General features: G+C 38.8%; 18 protein-coding genes and 1 riboswitch. Of the genes, 2 read left to right on the top strand and 16 right to left on the bottom strand.

The window, feature by feature from the left end:
• The 13 genes from rpmC to rpsL all read right to left on the bottom strand — a co-directional run bounded on the left by rpmC (window position 1) and on the right by rpsL (window position 8,129).
• Window positions 1–195, bottom strand: a complete 195-nt coding sequence (rpmC, locus tag ACEPSS_RS00635; RefSeq protein ID WP_014082370.1) for a 50S ribosomal protein L29 — start codon at window positions 193–195, stop codon at window positions 1–3.
• On the bottom strand, window positions 185–619 hold the full coding sequence (gene rplP, locus ACEPSS_RS00640; protein ID WP_395319261.1) for a 50S ribosomal protein L16: 435 nt from the start codon (window positions 617–619) through the stop codon (window positions 185–187). Before rplP ends, rpmC begins: the two co-directional genes overlap by 11 nt.
• Window positions 620–621: 2 nt before the next feature.
• Window positions 622–1,284, bottom strand: coding sequence for a 30S ribosomal protein S3 (gene rpsC / locus ACEPSS_RS00645; RefSeq protein ID WP_395319263.1), 663 nt, complete (start codon window positions 1,282–1,284; stop codon window positions 622–624).
• 3 nt (window positions 1,285–1,287) lie between these two features.
• Window positions 1,288–1,644 carry a 50S ribosomal protein L22 gene (gene rplV / locus ACEPSS_RS00650; protein ID WP_395319265.1) on the bottom strand — a complete coding sequence of 119 codons (357 nt, stop codon included), beginning with the start codon at window positions 1,642–1,644 and terminating at the stop codon, window positions 1,288–1,290.
• Window positions 1,645–1,659: 15 nt separating this feature from the next.
• The gene (rpsS, locus tag ACEPSS_RS00655) at window positions 1,660–1,944 is read right to left on the bottom strand and encodes a 30S ribosomal protein S19 (protein ID WP_014082374.1); all 285 of its coding nucleotides are present in this window, start codon (window positions 1,942–1,944) and stop codon (window positions 1,660–1,662) included.
• Window positions 1,945–1,988: 44 nt separating this feature from the next.
• Window positions 1,989–2,834, bottom strand: a complete 846-nt coding sequence (gene rplB, locus ACEPSS_RS00660) for a 50S ribosomal protein L2 (protein ID WP_395319267.1) — start codon at window positions 2,832–2,834, stop codon at window positions 1,989–1,991.
• A 25-nt stretch (window positions 2,835–2,859) separates the two neighbouring features.
• On the bottom strand, window positions 2,860–3,147 hold the full coding sequence (rplW, locus tag ACEPSS_RS00665) for a 50S ribosomal protein L23 (protein WP_014082376.1): 288 nt from the start codon (window positions 3,145–3,147) through the stop codon (window positions 2,860–2,862).
• The gene (gene rplD / locus ACEPSS_RS00670) at window positions 3,147–3,770 is read right to left on the bottom strand and encodes a 50S ribosomal protein L4 (protein WP_395319269.1); all 624 of its coding nucleotides are present in this window, start codon (window positions 3,768–3,770) and stop codon (window positions 3,147–3,149) included. The genes rplW and rplD overlap by 1 nt, the downstream gene beginning before the upstream one ends.
• 18 nt (window positions 3,771–3,788) lie before the next feature.
• Window positions 3,789–4,424 carry a 50S ribosomal protein L3 gene (gene rplC, locus ACEPSS_RS00675; protein WP_395319271.1) on the bottom strand — a complete coding sequence of 212 codons (636 nt, stop codon included), beginning with the start codon at window positions 4,422–4,424 and terminating at the stop codon, window positions 3,789–3,791.
• A 26-nt stretch (window positions 4,425–4,450) separates the two neighbouring features.
• A complete protein-coding gene (rpsJ, locus tag ACEPSS_RS00680) occupies window positions 4,451–4,759 on the bottom strand; it encodes a 30S ribosomal protein S10 (RefSeq protein WP_041817923.1) in 309 nt (102 codons plus the stop codon).
• A 270-nt stretch (window positions 4,760–5,029) separates the two neighbouring features.
• Complete coding sequence (gene fusA / locus ACEPSS_RS00685) at window positions 5,030–7,120, bottom strand: elongation factor G (protein ID WP_395319273.1); 2,091 nt, start codon at window positions 7,118–7,120, stop codon at window positions 5,030–5,032.
• Window positions 7,121–7,205: 85 nt separating this feature from the next.
• Complete coding sequence (gene rpsG, locus ACEPSS_RS00690) at window positions 7,206–7,676, bottom strand: 30S ribosomal protein S7 (RefSeq protein ID WP_014082381.1); 471 nt, start codon at window positions 7,674–7,676, stop codon at window positions 7,206–7,208.
• A gap of 30 nt (window positions 7,677–7,706) precedes the next feature.
• The gene (rpsL, locus tag ACEPSS_RS00695; protein WP_395319275.1) at window positions 7,707–8,129 is read right to left on the bottom strand and encodes a 30S ribosomal protein S12; all 423 of its coding nucleotides are present in this window, start codon (window positions 8,127–8,129) and stop codon (window positions 7,707–7,709) included.
• A gap of 165 nt (window positions 8,130–8,294) precedes the next feature.
• Here rpsL and ACEPSS_RS00700 point away from each other — a divergent pair, with 165 nt between their 5' ends.
• Window positions 8,295–8,963 carry a prepilin peptidase gene (locus ACEPSS_RS00700; protein WP_395319277.1) on the top strand — a complete coding sequence of 223 codons (669 nt, stop codon included), beginning with the start codon at window positions 8,295–8,297 and terminating at the stop codon, window positions 8,961–8,963.
• A riboswitch (purine riboswitch) is annotated at window positions 8,957–9,052 on the top strand. (Overlaps the previous gene by 7 nt.)
• Window position 9,053: 1 nt before the next feature.
• Window positions 9,054–9,626, top strand: a complete 573-nt coding sequence (locus tag ACEPSS_RS00705) for a xanthine phosphoribosyltransferase (RefSeq protein ID WP_395319279.1) — start codon at window positions 9,054–9,056, stop codon at window positions 9,624–9,626.
• Between the two features lie 44 nt (window positions 9,627–9,670).
• Here the strand turns inward: ACEPSS_RS00705 and ACEPSS_RS00710 are convergent, their stop codons facing one another.
• The 3 genes from ACEPSS_RS00710 to ACEPSS_RS00720 all read right to left on the bottom strand — a co-directional run bounded on the left by ACEPSS_RS00710 (window position 9,671) and on the right by ACEPSS_RS00720 (window position 17,266).
• Window positions 9,671–9,895 carry a DUF3923 family protein gene (locus ACEPSS_RS00710; RefSeq protein ID WP_395319281.1) on the bottom strand — a complete coding sequence of 75 codons (225 nt, stop codon included), beginning with the start codon at window positions 9,893–9,895 and terminating at the stop codon, window positions 9,671–9,673.
• Between the two features lie 100 nt (window positions 9,896–9,995).
• Window positions 9,996–13,643 carry a DNA-directed RNA polymerase subunit beta' gene (gene rpoC, locus ACEPSS_RS00715; RefSeq protein ID WP_395319283.1) on the bottom strand — a complete coding sequence of 1,216 codons (3,648 nt, stop codon included), beginning with the start codon at window positions 13,641–13,643 and terminating at the stop codon, window positions 9,996–9,998.
• A gap of 17 nt (window positions 13,644–13,660) precedes the next feature.
• On the bottom strand, window positions 13,661–17,266 hold the full coding sequence (locus ACEPSS_RS00720; protein ID WP_395320435.1) for a DNA-directed RNA polymerase subunit beta: 3,606 nt from the start codon (window positions 17,264–17,266) through the stop codon (window positions 13,661–13,663).
• Window positions 17,267–17,477: the final 211 nt, after the last annotated feature.

Below are 17,477 nucleotides of genomic sequence, written 5' to 3' on the forward strand. Positions count from 1 at the left end.
TTATTTATTTAATTCTTTTTGTCTTAATGCAGTTTTGATCCGTGCAATTGTCTTGCGAACAGTTCTCAATCTTGCAGTATTTTCTAATTGACCAGTGGCTAATTGGAAACGAAGATTAAACAATTCTTTCTTGTAATCTTGTTCTTTAGCACGCATTTCATCAGTGGTTAATTGAGCAATTTCTTTAGCCTTCATTTGATTCGCCACCTACTTCCTCACGTTTAATAATTCTAGTACGAACAGGCAACTTGTTTGAAGCTAAAGTCAATGCTTTGATAGCAGTAGCTTCGTCAACACCAGCAACTTCGAAAAGTACTTTGTCACGTTTTACGGCTGCTACCCATCCAGCTGGACTACCTTTACCTTTACCCATTCGAACACCAATACCTTTTTCAGTATATGATTTTTGAGGGAAGATTTTAATCCAAACTTTTCCACCACGTTTCATACAACGAGTGATGGCAACACGACAAGCTTCAATTTGTCTATTAGTAATCCAATGTGAATCAATGGCTTGTAAACCATATTCACCGAAAGCAACTGAGTTTCCACCTTTTGAGTGTCCACGTAGTTTACCACGGAATTCACGACGATGCTTAACACGTTTAGGTACAAGCATGTTTATTTACCTCCTTTACGGTTATCCAAAGGCTTTTCAGGTAAAACTTCACCACGGTTAATCCATGTTTTAACACCGATTGCACCGTAAGTTGTGTGTGCTTCATTCCATGAGTAGTTGATATCAGCTCTCAATGTATGAAGTGGAACACGACCTTCAGAGTAACTTTCGATACGAGCCATATCAGCACCGTTTAAACGACCAGCTGATTGAGTTTTAACACCATCAGCACCTGAACGCATAACTTGCTTCATGGCTTGACGCATAGCACGACGGAAAGCAACACGACCTTCAAGTTGTTTAGCGATGTTTTCACCAACTAAATCAGCTTCTAAGTCAGGCTTCTTAACTTCAATAATGTTAATGTGAACACGACGTCCAGTTAACTTGTTTAATTCATTACGTAAACTTTCAACTTCTGATCCACCCTTACCAATAACCATACCAGGTTTTGCAGTGTGGATAGAAATGTTTACACGTTTGGCAGCACGTTCAATTTCAATTTCTGAAACTGAAGCATCAGCAAGACGTTTAGCAAGGTAGTCACGAATCTTTAAATCTTCATTTAAATATGAAGCAAATTTATCATCGTTTGCATACCATTGAGCTTGCCAACCACGGTTAACACCGATACGGAAACCATTAGGGTTAATTTTTTGACCCATGCTCTATCCCTCCTTTTGTTCTGATACTACAATTGTAATGTGACTTGTACGTTTGTTGATTGGTGAAGCAGAACCTTTAGCACGAGGACGGAAACGTTTTAAAGTTGGTCCTTCGTCGGCGAATGCTTCAGCAACAACAAGGTTTTGACCATCAAGATCAAAATTGTTTTCTGCATTTGCTACAGCTGATTTTAAAACTTTTCCAACTACTGGAGATGCACCACGAGGGGTGAATTCAAGAATTGAAGCAGCTTCTGCAACGTTTTTACCTCTAATAAGATCTAAAACAAGACGGACCTTACGAGGGGCAATACGAACAGTTTTAGCAATAGCTTTTGCTGATGTAACTTGTTCAGCCATTTTGTATCCTCCTTGTTATCCTGTAATCTTGTCTTTTCCACCTACATTACCATGACCATGGAATGTACGTGTTGGAACGAATTCTCCAAGCTTGTGTCCTACCATGTCTTCTTGAATGAAAACTGGGACATGAGTTCTACCATTGTACACTGAGATAGTGTAACCAATGAAGCTAGGGAAAATAGTTGAGCGACGTGACCAAGTTTTAATAACAGTTTTCTTTTCTTGGTCTTTTTGGGCATCGATTTTCTTTAATAAAGATTGATCAGCGAATGGTCCCTTTTTCAAACTACGACTCATTATAAAACCTCCTCTTCAAGTCTGATTATCTGGATGTAACTAAATTACATCTTTGAACCCTTACGACGACGAACAATAAATTTGTTTGAACGAGCAGTCTTAGAACGGGTCTTCTTACCAACAGTCTTCTTGTGCCAAGGTGACAAAGGAGATGGGTAACCGACTGGAGCTTTACCTTCACCACCACCATGAGGGTGATCGTTAGGGTTCATTACTGATCCACGTACGTGAGGTCTTTGACCACGGTAACGAGTACGACCAGCTTTACCCCAGTTAATAAGTGAATGTTCTTCGTTTCCAACAGTACCAATTGTGGCACGACAAACAGAAAGAACCATTCTTACTTCACCAGAAGGTAGTTTAACAAGTGAGTACTTACCGTTTCCTTCATTACTCAATAATTGAGCTGAATTACCAGCAGAACGTGCAAGTTGTCCACCTTTACCAGGTTTTAATTCAATGTTATGAATTGTTGATCCAACTGGAATATCTTTAAGTTCAAGGGTGTTACCAGGTTTAATATCAGCATTAGCACCTGATTCAACAACATCTCCAACTTTAAGACCTTTAGGAGCAATAATGTATGACTTAATTCCATCAGCATAAACGATCAAAGCGATGTTTGCAGTACGGTTTGGGTCATATTCGATAGTTTTAACTGTTGCTTTAACACCATCGTGATTACGTTTGAAATCAATCACACGGTATAAGTGTTTGTTTCCACCACCACGATGACGAACAGTCATACGACCTGAGTTGTTACGACCAGCTTTTTTAGCATTAGCTTGCACTAAGCTTCTTTCTGGCTTATTAGTTGTGATATGACTGTAATCAATACTAGTCATATTACGACGACCATTAGTCGTTGGTTTATATTTCTTTAAAGCCACGTTGTTTTCCTCCTATCTTAATAGATTATTCTTCAGAGAATAACTTAATTTCGTCTGAATCATTTGATAAAGTAACGATTGCCTTACGACGTTTCTTAGTGAAACCAACGTAACGACCTTGGCGTTTTTCTTTACCTTTAACGTTCATGATGTTTACTTTAGCAACCTTAACACCGAAAACTTCTTCTACAGCGTTTTTAACTTGGTTTTTGTTTGCTCGTAAATCAACATCAAATGTATATTTTTTGTCGTCCATACGATCAGTTGAAGCTTCAGTGATTACTGGACGTAAAATGATATCTCGTGCTTCCATTATGCGAGCACCTCCTCTACTTGAGAAAGAGCAGCTTTGGTAATAACGACTTTTTTAGCATTTAATACATCAAGAGTATTAACTCCCTTAGCACTAATTACTTGAACGTTCGGAATGTTTTTAGCTGAACGAGCAACATTATCGTTAGTGTCTTCCAAAACTACCAATGTCTTAGTAGCTGCATCTAGGTTCTTCAATAAGTTAGCAAATTCTTTTGTTTTTGGTGCATCAAAATTAATTGAATCAACAACAACAAAATTATCTTCGGAAACTTTTTCTGAAAGAACTGATTTAACAGCTAATCTAGTAACTTTTTTAGGAAGATGGTAAGCATATGAACGAGCTGAAGGTCCAAATACTACTCCACCGCCAACCCATTGTGGTGAACGAATAGAACCTTGACGAGCACGACCTGTACCTTTTTGTCTCCATGGCTTCTTACCACCACCAGAAACTTGGCCTCTACTCTTAACTCCGTTAGTACCTTGACGTTGTGATGCACGTTGCATAACTACAGTGTCAAATACTACGTTTTCGTTTGGTTCAATTCCGAAGATGTTTTCGTTAAGATCGATTGAACCATCTTTACTACCATCTTGTTTAAATAATGATACGCTTGTCATTTTGCGGTTCCTCCTTTCCTATTTTCTTGAATTGTGTACTGATGTACGAATAGTAACTAATGTTTTGTTTGCACCAGGTACATTACCTTTAATTAATAATACGTTGTTTTCAACGTCTGATTTAACAATTTCAAGGTTTTGAATAGTAACAGTCTTGTTACCCATACGACCAGGAAGTTTCATACCTTTAACAACTCGGTTAATAATAACCCCAAGTGAACCTGGACGACGGTGATATCTAGAACCATGAGTTTCTGGTCCACGACTTTGACCATCTTTATGAATGTTACCTTGGTAACCATGACCTTTAGTGGTACCAGTTACGTCGACAGAGTCTCCAGCTTGGAATGTGTCAGCTTTAACTTCGTCTCCAACTTTATAAGCCTCTAAGTCGACATCGCTGATTTCACGAACGAAGCGCTTAGGGGTTGTGTTAGCTTTTTTGGCGTGACCTTGTTCAGGTTTATTACTTAAAACTTCACGTTTTTCATCAAAACCAAGTTGAACTGCTTCGTAACCGTCTGTTTCGTTGTTTTTAACTTGTAAAACAACGTTAGGAGTTACATCAACAACAGTAACTGGAACTAATTCACCGTTATCAGTAAAAACTTGAGTCATACCAACTTTTTTACCTAAGATTCCTTTTTTGATCATGAGTACACCTCCAATGTTGTGTAATATTATAATTTAATCTCGATATCAACACCACTTGGTAAGTCTAACTTCATTAATGAATCAACAGTTTTTGGTGTTGGATTCAAAATATCAATTAAACGTTTGTGTGTTAACATTTCAAATTGTTCTTGTGCTTTGCTGTACTTGAATGGTGATGCCAAAACTGTATAAATAGTTCTTTCAGTTGGCAATGGAATTGGGCCTGAAATAGTGGCACCAGTTCTTTGTGCAGTAGCAACAATCTTATCAGCAGCTTGATCTAAGCTACGGTGTTCGTATGCTTTCAAGCGGATACGGATTTTTTCTTTTGCCATGTTTTTCCCTCCCTCGTCTATTTTCTTTTAAGACTAACTCCGTAAAAGTTACCGGACATACCTTGCCATGGCAAAGCGGCCGGGTGTGCCGCAATCTTTTACATCATCGCTTACTGTATCAGTTTTAGAGCACAATTTGCCCTCGTATATATGACACTATTATATCATACATGTAATTCACTTGTGTTGCAAGGGTTTTGGGCCATAAAACAAAAAAAGCTTTGTTAAATTTAATTAACAAAACTTTTTTATTTAATGTTTGAAAAGCAATTAAGCTTCTCCACCATTTTTCTTAATAATATCTTCTTGGATACTCTTAGGAACAGCAGTGTAGTGATCAAATGACATTACGAAAGTTCCACGACCTTGAGTTGCAGAACGTAAGTCAGTTGCGTAACCAAACATTTCTGAAAGAGGAACCATAGCATGGATGTTTTGTGCATTATCTTGTGCTTCCATACCTTCAACGTTACCACGACGAGCAGTAACTTGGCCCATAACGTCTCCCATGTATTCTTCTGGAACACGAATATCAACTTTCATGATTGGTTCCAAAATAACAGGAGCAGCTTTCTTAGCAGCATTCTTCAATGCGATTGAAGCAGCAATCTTAAAGGCAGCTTCACTAGAATCGACATCATGGTAACTACCATCGTATAACTTAGCTTTAACATCAATCAATGGGAATCCGGCAAGAACACCATTTTCCATTGATTCTTTAAGACCTTGTTCTACTGAAGGGATAAATTCACGAGGAACAACCCCACCAACGATAGCATTTTCAAATTGGAAACCTGAACCTTCTTCACCAGGAGTGAATTCAATCCAAACATCCCCATATTGACCTTTACCACCAGATTGACGAACAAATTTACCTTGAGCTTCAACTTGTTTAGTAAATGCTTCACGGTAAGCAACTTGTGGTTCACCAATTGTAGCATCAACGTTAAATTCACGTTTCATACGTTCAATTAAGATATCAAGATGAAGTTCACCCATTCCGGCCATAATAGTTTGACCCGTTTCTGGGTTAGTTTGAGCACGGAAAGTAGGATCTTCTTCAGAAAGTTTTTGAAGAGCAGTGTTCATCTTGTTTTGGTCAGCCTTAGTCTTAGGTTCAACGGCAACTTCAATAACTGGTTCTGGGAAGTCCATTGATTCAAGGTGTAATGGGTGATCAATATCAGTTAAAGAATCACCAGTAGTAGTGTTCTTCAAACCAATGGCACCAGCAATATCACCAGAGAATACTTCAGGAATTTCTTGACGAGTATTTGAATGCATTTGAACTAAACGACCAACACGTTCACGTTTGTCTTTAGTAGCATTTAAGATGTATGAACCAGATTCAAGTGAACCACGGTAAACACGGATAAATGTTAAACGACCAACGAAAGGATCAGTGGCAACCTTGAATGCTAAAGCAGCAAATGGTGCTTTGTCATCAGGTTTAACTGGAACTTCTTCATCAGTTTCAGGATCGATTGCTTGGTAAGGACGAACATCAAGTGGTGATGGAAGGTAATCAACAACCCCATCCATCATCATTTGAACACCCTTGTTTTTAAATGCTGAACCAGCAAATACTGGGTACATTTCAAGGTTAATCGTTGCTTGACGAATGGCAGCTTTTAATTCTTCTTTAGTGATTTCTTCACCATTAAGGAATTTGTCCATGATGTCATCGTTTAAATCGGCAACTGCTTCGATTAAGTTATCGTGAGCTTCTTGAGCCTTTTCTTTGTAATCATCTGGAATTTCAACTGTATCCCAGTTTGATCCTTCTTTGTCTTCATCATAGATGTAAGCTTTCATTTCAACAAGGTCAATTACACCCATGAAATCATTTTCAGCACCAACTGGAACTTGAACAGGAACTGCGTTAGCACCTAAACGGTCGTGCATTGATTTAACAGAGAAATCAAAGTCAGCACCTAATTTATCCATCTTGTTGATGAAAACGATTCTAGGAACATTGAAGTCTGATGATTGACGCCAAACTGTTTCAGTTTGTGGTTCAACCCCAGCTTGTCCATCAAGAACAGCAACTGCTCCATCAAGTACTCGAAGTGAACGTTCAACTTCAACAGTAAAATCAACGTGTCCTGGAGTATCGATAATGTTAACACGGTAACCTTTCCATTCAGCTGTAGTAGCAGCTGATGTAATGGTGATACCACGTTCTTTTTCTTCTTCCATCCAGTCCATTTGTGAAGCACCATCATGGGTTTCACCAATCTTATGAACTTTACCAGTATAGTAAAGCACACGTTCAGTAGTTGTTGTTTTACCAGCATCGATATGGGCAACAATCCCAATGTTACGTGTTTTGTCTAACGGGAATTCACGTTTGTTAGCCATTATTAACTCCTTTTAAAATTCAATAGTTCTAAAAAAGTGGCCAATTTCTTAGCCACCCTTTAATTGCAATTAAGCAATCAGAAGATTACCAACGATAATGAGCGAAAGCACGGTTAGCTTCTGCCATTTTGTGTGTATCTTCACGTTTCTTAACAGCTGCACCAGTGTTGTTTGATGCATCAATAATTTCTTTAGCAAGACGGTCACTCATGGTGTGTTCACCACGAAGACGTGAGTAGTTAACTAACCAACGTAAACCTAAAGTAGTTCTTCTTGCAGGACGAACTTCGATTGGAACTTGGTAGTTAGAACCACCAACACGACGAGCCTTAACTTCAAGGACCGGCATGATGTTTTTCATTGCTTCTTCGAATACTTCAACTGGATCGTTACCAGTAGTATCTTTAATTTGGTCAAATGCATCGTATAAGATTTCTGATGCAGTACCTCTCTTACCATCTAACATCAAGTGATTGATTAATTTTGAAACCAACTTTGAATTGTAGATTGGATCTGGAAGGATTTCACGTTCTTGAACTTTTCCTTTTCTAGGCATCTAAAAGTCCTCCTTTAATTAAATATTATATTATTTTTTCTTAGCTTTAGGTTTCTTAGTACCGTATTTAGAACGACTTTGACGACGATCTTGAACACCGGCAGTATCTAAGGCACCACGGATAACATGATATCTAACCCCAGGTAAATCTTTTACACGACCACCACGGATTAAAACAACACTATGTTCTTGTAAGTTATGACCAATTCCAGGAATGTAAGCAGTAACTTCAAGCAAGTTTGAAAGACGAACACGCGCATACTTACGTAAGGCAGAGTTAGGCTTTTTAGGAGTCATAGTACCCACACGGGTTGCAACTCCACGTTTTTGAGGTGAAGCATTGTTAGTTTGTTTCTTCTTGTAACTGTTGTATCCGAAGCCAAGAGCTGGGGATTTTGATTTAGAACTTCTAGATTTACGACCTTTTCTAACTAATTGATTAATTGTAGGCATCTAAAAAGTCCTCCTTTCTTAAATTTGTTTTTTAAGTCCACACATCCAGGTGAACCATTTTTTGGAATAAAAAAATCGCTTAACAGTTTAAGCACATTGACTAGAATAACATGTTCAGTCAAACACGTCAACCAACTTTTACGTATTTTTTAGCGAGGTGAAAACATGAAATCTATTTTATTTGTTTACGGAAGTGTCATCGGATCATTTTTACCATTGTTAGTCGAACGCCTGATTACAAAAAGCAACTTTGTTTGGGCCCGCTCGCAGTGTCCCCAATGTCAGCGAATCTTAGACTGGTTTGAATTAATTCCCATCATTAGTTTTATTGGCTTGCGTGGAAGGTGTTTGCGGTGCCATGTGAAAATCCCTAGTTATTTATTAATTTATGAAGTTAGTACGGGACTCCTCTTTACCTTGTTTAATTCAATTCCCCTAGCATTATCGGGGTTATTGCTGTGTCTAGAAATTATCAGCTTGTTTGATTTATTTACTTTCCGCTTTAATTCCTGGTGGTTAATCATCATTTTTAGTTTAGCGATTTGGCATTCTAAATTCGAACTTTGGTGGCTAATCTGTATTTTTATCACTTACCTAGGTTTACTTTTAATTAATCAAAAACTGAATTGGATGGGAAACGGTGACTTGGATGTAATTTTCTGTCTCTTAGTTGCTTGTCCGTTTACACTAATCGTGCATACGATTTTACTAGCTGCTTTAGCGGCGCTTTTTTACTGCATTATTAAAAAAACTAAACTGGTTCCTTTCCTCCCCTTTCTAACTAATAGTTTGATTGTCATATTGTTTATCGAAAGCATTCCAGTTACAATATAAGCAAGTGAAAGGCTTATATATGACTGAAATTGGTCAGTCGTTTCTACTCAGAACCAGAATTCTGAACTATAAGGACGGAAGGAATTTATTATGGAAGCATTAAAAAAAGCGATTAACGAACAAGGTACGGTTTTACCAGGTAACATTTTAAAAGTAAATTCATTTTTAAATCATCAAATTGATCCCGAATTAATGTACCAAATCGGAGAAAGTTTTGCCGATTACTTTAAAGATTTAGGCATTACTAAAATTTTAACCGTGGAGGCTTCAGGAATTGCTCCAGCCGTAATGACTGGTTTAGCAATGAAAATTCCCGTAGTTTTTGCCCGTAAAAGTAAATCATTAGTTGTGAAAAACGACGTGTATAGTGCCGAAGTTTATTCTTACACGAAACAAACGACGAACCAAATTTACATTGAAAAGCAATTTTTAACTAGTAAAGATAATGTTCTAATTATTGATGACTTTTTAGCAAACGGTGAAGCAACGAAGGGCTTAATTAAAATTGCTGAAGCTGCTAATGCTAAAGTTGCTGGAATTGGCATCGTAATTGAAAAAGCTTTCCAACCAGGTGGACAATATTTACGTGATCAAGGCTTCAACGTTTTATCCTTAGCGCAAATTGCCTCATTGGATAATCATCAAGTAACTTTTGCTAACTAATGAAAAAGCAGTCAAATCGCGCGATTTGACTGCTTTTTGTTAGCTTATTTTTTGTTAATAACTTTCATAACTAAGAACCAAATTAGCTGGATTACAAAAAAGAACGCATAAAATCCACTTAAAAGATACCAGGTTACCATTTTGATACGTGGTGTTTGGGCTACCCCTGCTCCATCTACGCTTCGCATAAAAATCATGACTGATAATAAACCATAAGTGATAACTTCTAAAATAGTTACCACACTCCAAATTTTAAACCCCATTCTCATTGTCGCTCTCCTTTAAAAATTATAAATTTTATTAAATTATATCAAAAAAACGTCAACGAATCTTTTTAATTCGTTGACGTTTTTTAAAGTTACAGATTAATTATTTAGTTGCGTTATCAGCATCTGAGTCAGTTGTTTTATCAGAACCAGCGACCACACTTTCGCCAGCTGGTTTACCAACTTCTTCTGGTTCAATGTCTTCATATTCATGAACACCAGTACCAGCAGGAAGAAGCTTACCAATAATAACATTTTCTTTAAGTCCGATTAATGGATCAACTTTACCACGGATTGCAGCATCAGTAAGTACTCGAGTAGTTTCTTGGAAGGAAGCAGCTGACAAGAAACTGTTAGTTTCAAGGGCAGCTTTTGTAATTCCAAGCAAGACTGGACGAGCAGTAGCTGGTACTTTACCAGTCATAACTGCATCTGCATTTCGTTCTTTAAAGTCATCGATATCAATCAAGGTACCTGGCAAGATGTCAGTATCACCTGGATCCATCACCCGAACTTTACGAAGCATTTGTCTAACCATGATTTCAGCATGCTTATCATTAACTTCAACCCCTTGACGACGGTAAACTTCTTGCACCGCAGTTAATAGGTAAGTTTCAGTTGATAAAGTATCCCGAATCTTAAGAAGTTCCTTAGGATCAATTGAACCTTCGTTAAGCGCATCACCACGGCGAACAGTGTCACCTTCGGCAACTCGCATCCGCGCAGTCAATGGAACCTTGTACTTTCTAGTGTCAGCTTTACCTTGAATGGTAATTTCCTTAACACCTTCAGCTGGATCTTCTTCGATTAATTCAACTACTCCAGTAACTTCAGAGATGGTTGATTTACCTTTAGGATTACGAGCTTCAAAAATTTCTTGAACCCGGGGAAGCCCTTGGGTAATATCGGTATTACTTGCAACCCCACCGGTATGGAAAGTCCGAAGGGTTAATTGCGTACCAGGTTCACCAATTGATTGAGCAGCAACAGTACCAACTGCTTCACCAACTTCAACGTTGTCCCCAGTAGCTAAGTTTTGACCGTAACACATTTCACAAACCCCGTGAGCAGTATTACAAGTAAAGGCTGAACGAATTTCAACTGAATCAATTCCAGCATCAACAATTTGTTGGGCTTTCTTATCATCGATCATTTCGTTTTTACCAACAATCACTTCACCAGTTTCTGGATCCTTAACGGTCTTCATGGCATTTCTACCAAGAATTCGATCGTAAAGTGGTTCAATCATTTCGTTACCTTCTTTAATCGCACGGACCACTAATCCACGATCAGTATGACAGTCCTTTTCACGAATGATAACATCTTGAGCCACATCAACAAGTCGACGAGTTAAGTAACCTGAGTTGGCAGTCTTCAAGGCCGTATCGGTCATCCCTTTACGAGCACCATGGGTAGAAATGAACATTTCCAAAACAGACATTCCTTCACGGAAGTTTGATGTGATTGGAAGTTCCATAATCTTACCATCAGGAGAAGCCATCAATCCACGCATACCAGCAAGTTGCGTAAAGTTTGAGATGTTACCACGAGCTCCAGAATCACTCATCATAAAGATTGGGTTTTCTGGATCAAAGTTTTGCATTAAGGCATCTTGGGTCTTATCACGAGCTTCATTCCAAACATTAACAATTCGTTCGTAACGTTCTTGATCAGTGATCAAACCACGACGGAATTGTTTAGTAATGGTTTCAACTTTTTTATGACCTTCAGCAACAATTTCTGGCTTATCTTTAAGTTCAGTAATATCTGCCATTCCCACAGTCAAACCAGATTTAGTTGATTCATCATTACCTAAATCTTTAATTCGATCAAGTAATTCTGAAGTTTCAGTAACCTTGTATTGGTTGTAAACTTCAGCAATGATGTCTGATAAGAAACTCTTCTTAAATGGTTTAACGGGTTCGGTATTAGCGATATGTTCGTGAATATTTTCCCCTGGTTTTAAGAAGTAACTATCAGGAATAAATCCATTAAGGTTCGTTGCTGTAGGTTCATTCAAGTACACAAAGGCTTTTGGTAAAATTCCGTTAAAGATTACTTTACCAACTGAAGTAACCATGATCTTATCTTTTTGGTCATCAGTAAATGGTTTTTCTGGGAAAGCTGACGCAGGAATCCCAATTCGACTGTGCCAATGCACTAAACCATCACGGTAAGCAACTTCAACTTCTTCAGGAGTGTTGAAAATCATCCCTTCACCTTCACGACCAGGTTCTTCCATCGTTAGGTAATAGTTACCGATAACCATATCTTGTGATGGAGCCACAACTGGTTTTCCATCTTTTGGAGCCAAGATATGACCAGCAGCAGCCATTAACAATCTTGATTCAGCTTGAGCTTCATCAGATAAAGGAACGTGAATGGCCATTTGGTCACCATCAAAATCGGCATTGTAAGCAGCACAAACTAATGGGTGCAAACGCATTGATTTACCGCTCACCAATACTGGTTCAAAGGCTTGGATTCCAAGTCGATGCAAAGTAGGAGCACGGTTCAAAAGAACGGGATGTTCTTTGATTACGTAAGGAAGGACATCGAAAACAACGTCATCTTTACGTTCAATTTCACGTTTAGCATTCTTCACGTTTGAAGCTAAGCCACGTTTAACCAATTCATGCATAATAAATGGTTTGAACAATTCAAGGGCCATTGAGACAGGAAGACCCATTTGGCTAAGTTTCAACCATGGACCAACATCAATAACTGAACGTCCTGAATAATCAACCCGTTTACCAAGCAAGTTTTGACGGAAACGACCTTGCTTACCTTTAAGCAAGTGAGAAAGTGATTTCAATGGACGGTTACCAGGTCCTGCAACCGGACGACCACGACGACCATTATCAATCAAAGCATCAACGGCTTCTTGTAACATTCTCTTTTCATTTTGCACGATGATCCCAGGAGCGTGTAAATCTAATAAACGTTTCAACCGGTTATTACGGTTAATTACTCGACGGTATAAATCATTCAAATCAGAAGTGGCAAAACGGCCACCTTCAAGTTGAACCATTGGACGTAAGTCAGGTGGCATAACTGGAATTGTATCCATTACCATCCATGACAAGTTGTTGCCAGATGTAAGGAAGGCTTCTAAGATATCCAAACGACGAATTGCACGGGTCCGCTTTTGACCAGTAGCTTTTTTAAGTTCGGCTTTTAATTCAGTAACTTCTTTTTCAACATCAACACTGTCAAGTAAAGCACGAATTCCTTCAGCTCCGATTTGAGCATCAAAACGGTTTCCGTATTCACGTTTTTTATCACGGTATTCTTGTTCAGTTAGTAGTTGTTTCTTTTCAAGTGGTGTATTACCAGGATCAACAACTACATATGAAGCAAAGTAAATGATTTCTTCTAAGGCACGAGGGCTCATGTCTAGAACTAATCCCATTCGACTTGGAATTCCTTTGTAGTACCAGATATGCGTAACTGGTGCAGCTAATTCAATGTGACCCATTCGTTCACGACGAACTTTAGAACGGGTAACTTCAACTCCACAGCGGTCACAGACAATTCCTTTATAACGAATTCCTTTGTACTTACCACAGGCACATTTCCAGTCTTTAGTAGGTCCAAAAATTCTTTCATCGAATAAACCGTCTTTTTCTGGTTTTAGAGTTCGGTAGTTAATGGTTTCGGGTTTGGTTACTTCCCCGTATGACCAACTACGAATTGTTTCAGGAGATGCAAGCCCAACTTGCATACTTTTGAATTTGTTAACATCAACCATTGGCGTCCCCTCCTTTATTAATTATTGTCTTGTTCATCAGTTGAAGCATCATCAGCAGCTTTAGTAGCAGCTTCTTTCTTTTCAGCTTCTTTTTTAGCATCTTGTTCTTGTGCAATCTTATTAAGGGCATTGACGTTCACAACATCGTCGTCATCGTCCATGTCACGTAAGTCGATTGGTTGGTGATCAGCACCAAGGACCTTCATATCAAGACCAAGGGCTTGTAGTTCTTTAACTAATACTCGGAATGATTCAGGAACACCTGGTTTAGGAATTGGTTCACCCTTCACAATGGCTTCATAAGTCTTAACCCGGCCAACCACATCATCTGACTTGTAAGTCAAGATTTCTTGGAGGGTATGAGCAGCACCATATGCTTCAAGGGCCCAAACTTCCATTTCACCAAAACGTTGTCCCCCGAATTGTGCTTTACCACCAAGTGGTTGTTGGGTAACAAGTGAGTAAGGTCCAATTGAACGAGCATGAATCTTATCTTCTGACATATGGTTAAGTTTAAGGTAACCCATGACTCCGACTGCGATTCGTTTATCAAAAGGTTCACCGGTCCGACCATCGTAAACAACTGACTTACCGTCACTTGCCATTCCGGCTTCTTTAACAGCAGCCCAAACGTCATCTGAAGTAGCACCATCAAATACTGGAGTTGCAACGTGAATACCAAGTTTCTTAGCAGCCATTCCTAAATGCATTTCCAATACTTGACCAATGTTCATCCGTGAAGGCACACCCATGGGACTTAGCAAGATATCAATTGGAGTACCATCTGGTAGGTAAGGCATATCTTCTTCAGGAATTACGATTGAAACCGTACCCTTGTTACCATGCTTACCGGCCATTTTATCACCGACTTGAAGTTTCCGTTTTTGGGCAATGTAAACTCGAACCATCTTGTTTACACCAGGTTGTAATTCGTCACCGTTTTCTCTTGAGAAAACTTTAACGTCTTGCACAACCCCATCAGCACCATGAGGAACTCGAAGTGATGTATCTCGAACTTCACGTGATTTTTCACCAAAGATTGCATGTAGCAAACGTTCTTCAGAAGATAATTCAGTAACCCCTTTAGGAGTAACTTTACCAACTAGAATGTCACCATCATGAACTTCAGCCCCAACACGGACAATTCCTTCTTCGTCAAGATCCTTAAGTGCATCTTCACCAACGTTAGGGATTTCACGAGTCATTTCTTCAGGTCCAAGTTTAGTATCACGAGTTTCTGATTCGTATTCTTCAATGTGAATTGAAGTATAAGCATCTTCTTTAACTAATTTTTCACTAATTCCAATGGCATCTTCGAAGTTATAACCTTGCCAAGTCATGAAAGCAACCGTTGGATTTTGACCCAAGGCTAATTCACCATTTTCCATGGCAGGACCATCAGCGATAATTTCATCAGCATCAACGTGGTCACCAGTCTTCACAATTGGAGTTTGGTTATAGTTCATCCCATTGTTTGAACGCATAAATTTAGTTAATTCGTAAGTGTCTAACGTTCCGTTATCACGACGAATCTTAACCACGTCAGCATCAACATATTCGACAGTACCAGGATATTTTGCAATCTTAGCAACTCCAGAATCATGAGCAGTTTTGTATTCCATTCCAGTACCAACTAGTGGCGCATGTGGATTAATCAGTGGAACCGCTTGACGTTGCATGTTTGATCCCATCAAGGCCCGGTTACTATCATCATTTTCCAAGAAAGGAATACATGCAGTGGCAACTGAAACAACTTGAAGAGGAGAAACGTCCATGTAATCAACGTTGTTAATGTCTGCTTCAACATATTCAGCTTTATCACGAGCCATAACGTGGGTTTCACGGAATGAACCATCGTCATTAAGTGGTGTATTAGCTTGCGCAATCACATATTTATCTTCATCACTGGCAGTTAAGTAATCAATCTTGTCAGTAACCTTGTGAGTACCCCAGTCCACCCGACGATAAGGTGATTCAATAAATCCATACTTGTTTACGCGAGCGTAACCAGAGAATGAGTTAATCAAACCAATGTTAGGACCTTCGGGAGTTTCAATGGGACAAACACGACCATAGTGGGTGTAGTTAACATCACGAACTTCATATCCGGCACGGTCCCGAGTGATACCACCAGGTCCAAGGGCAGATAGACGACGTTTGTGGGTTAATTCTCCCAATGGGTTAGTTTGATCCATGAATTGTGAAAGTTGTGATGAACCAAAGAATTCTTTCACTGAAGCAACCACAGGACGAATATTAATTAATTGTTGTGGAGTAACAGTGGCAGCATCTTGAATTGACATTCTTTCACGAACAACTCGTTCCATCCGTGATAAACCAATTCTGAATTGGTTTTGTAATAATTCACCAACTGAACGTACTCGACGGTTACTCAAGTGATCAATATCATCTACGGAACCAATTCCTTCTTGTAAATCAAAGAAGTAGTTCACTTCAGCCAACATGTCAGCTGGAGTAATGTGTTTGTAGTCAAGGCTGATATTGTCGTTTCCAACTACGGGAACCACTTTTTCAGGGTCTTTGTTTGAATATACTTTAATAATTTGAACCGTTACTGGGTCAGTAACCACTGCTTCGGGAGCTGGATTGAATGTGTAAGCTTTAAAATCTTTGTTGTCCAAGTATGGAGCTAAAGTCTTCATAACTGCTTTATCAATCAAATCACCCTTCTTAGCAATAATTTCACCAGTTTCAGGATCAGCTAACGTTTCAGCTAAGTAAAGACCCATCAAACGGTTCTTTAAGCTAAGTTTTTCGTTAGTCTTGTAACGACCAACTGGTGCCATATCATAACGTTGTGGATCAAAGAATCTAGTGGTTAAAAGATTACGTGATGATTCGGCTGTCTTAGGTTCACCGGGACGCAAACGTTCGTAAATATCTTTCAACGCTTCTTCAGTACGAGTGTCCCCAGAATCTTTGTGAACATCTTTTTCAATGGTTAAGTTAAGGCTATCATTAGTCTTACCAAAGATTTCAAAGATTTCATCATCAGAACCAAATCCTAAAGCACGAACTAATTCAGTAATTGGTAACTTTCTAGTTCTATCAATTCGAATGTATGATACATTTTTGGCATCAGTTGCAAATTCCATCCAAGCACCACGGTTAGGAATAACTGTAGCACTGAACATTTCGCGACCATTTTTATCTAATTCTTTGTGGTAGTATGCACCTGGAGAACGCACCAATTGAGATACAATTACTCGTTCTGCTCCATTAATAATGAAAGTTCCTTGATCAGTCATTAATGGTAAATCACCGAAGAATACGTCTTGAGTCTTGATTTCACCAGTTTCGTGGTTCGTCAATTTAAGCGTAACGTGAAGTGGAGCTGAGTAGTTAACTTCGTGAGCTCTGGCTTCAGCAACGGTGTATTTAGGTTCCAACAATTGGTAATCAACGAAATCCAATGATAATTTTCCTTGGAAGTCGTCAATTGGCATAATGTCTCTGAACATTTCGCGAAGACCTTCGTCTAAGAACCAGTTGTATGAGTTAGATTGCACTTCAATCAAGTTAGGAAGATCCAAAACTTTTTTGATTCTGGCATAACTTCTACGGGTTCTGTGCTTACCATACTTAACAACGTTTCCAGCCATTGCATCTTTTTGGTTTCTTTCTTTAACGTTTTCTGCCAAGTTGTTAACCCTCCTTAAATAATTCCTTCAAAAAGAAATGTTACAGTTTGATTACAATTTGCTAAAAAAGCTATTTTTAAGCAAAAAAAAGCCAAAAATAGAACGATCTATTTTTGGGTAACTATAAGCGTCGTTTCGGACAATAGATCGAAACAACTCATTTCAATTCACT

This window comes from Fructilactobacillus frigidiflavus (genome assembly GCF_044054575.1).
Classification (GTDB): Bacteria; Bacillota; Bacilli; order Lactobacillales; family Lactobacillaceae; genus Fructilactobacillus; species Fructilactobacillus frigidiflavus.

Excerpts from the sequence above, each read along its gene's own strand:
- rpmC (WP_014082370.1), bottom strand. The coding sequence starts at position 195 with ATGAAGGCTAAAGAAATTGCTCAATTAACCACTGATGAAATGCGTGCT.
- rpsL (WP_395319275.1), bottom strand. The coding sequence starts at position 8,129 with ATGCCTACAATTAATCAATTAGTTAGAAAAGGTCGTAAATCTAGAAGT.
- rplC (WP_395319271.1), bottom strand. The coding sequence starts at position 4,424 with ATGATCAAAAAAGGAATCTTAGGTAAAAAAGTTGGTATGACTCAAGTT.
- rpoC (WP_395319283.1), bottom strand. The coding sequence starts at position 13,643 with ATGGTTGATGTTAACAAATTCAAAAGTATGCAAGTTGGGCTTGCATCT.
- rpsJ (WP_041817923.1), bottom strand. The coding sequence starts at position 4,759 with ATGGCAAAAGAAAAAATCCGTATCCGCTTGAAAGCATACGAACACCGT.
- ACEPSS_RS00705 (WP_395319279.1), top strand. The coding sequence starts at position 9,054 with ATGGAAGCATTAAAAAAAGCGATTAACGAACAAGGTACGGTTTTACCA.
- fusA (WP_395319273.1), bottom strand. The coding sequence starts at position 7,120 with ATGGCTAACAAACGTGAATTCCCGTTAGACAAAACACGTAACATTGGG.
- rplD (WP_395319269.1), bottom strand. The coding sequence starts at position 3,770 with ATGACAAGCGTATCATTATTTAAACAAGATGGTAGTAAAGATGGTTCA.
- ACEPSS_RS00710 (WP_395319281.1), bottom strand. The coding sequence starts at position 9,895 with ATGAGAATGGGGTTTAAAATTTGGAGTGTGGTAACTATTTTAGAAGTT.
- rpsS (WP_014082374.1), bottom strand. The coding sequence starts at position 1,944 with ATGAGTCGTAGTTTGAAAAAGGGACCATTCGCTGATCAATCTTTATTA.
- rpsG (WP_014082381.1), bottom strand. The coding sequence starts at position 7,676 with ATGCCTAGAAAAGGAAAAGTTCAAGAACGTGAAATCCTTCCAGATCCA.
- ACEPSS_RS00720 (WP_395320435.1), bottom strand. The coding sequence starts at position 17,266 with ATGGCTGGAAACGTTGTTAAGTATGGTAAGCACAGAACCCGTAGAAGT.
- rpsC (WP_395319263.1), bottom strand. The coding sequence starts at position 1,284 with ATGGGTCAAAAAATTAACCCTAATGGTTTCCGTATCGGTGTTAACCGT.
- rplP (WP_395319261.1), bottom strand. The coding sequence starts at position 619 with ATGCTTGTACCTAAACGTGTTAAGCATCGTCGTGAATTCCGTGGTAAA.
- ACEPSS_RS00700 (WP_395319277.1), top strand. The coding sequence starts at position 8,295 with ATGAAATCTATTTTATTTGTTTACGGAAGTGTCATCGGATCATTTTTA.
- rplV (WP_395319265.1), bottom strand. The coding sequence starts at position 1,644 with ATGGCTGAACAAGTTACATCAGCAAAAGCTATTGCTAAAACTGTTCGT.
- rplW (WP_014082376.1), bottom strand. The coding sequence starts at position 3,147 with ATGGAAGCACGAGATATCATTTTACGTCCAGTAATCACTGAAGCTTCA.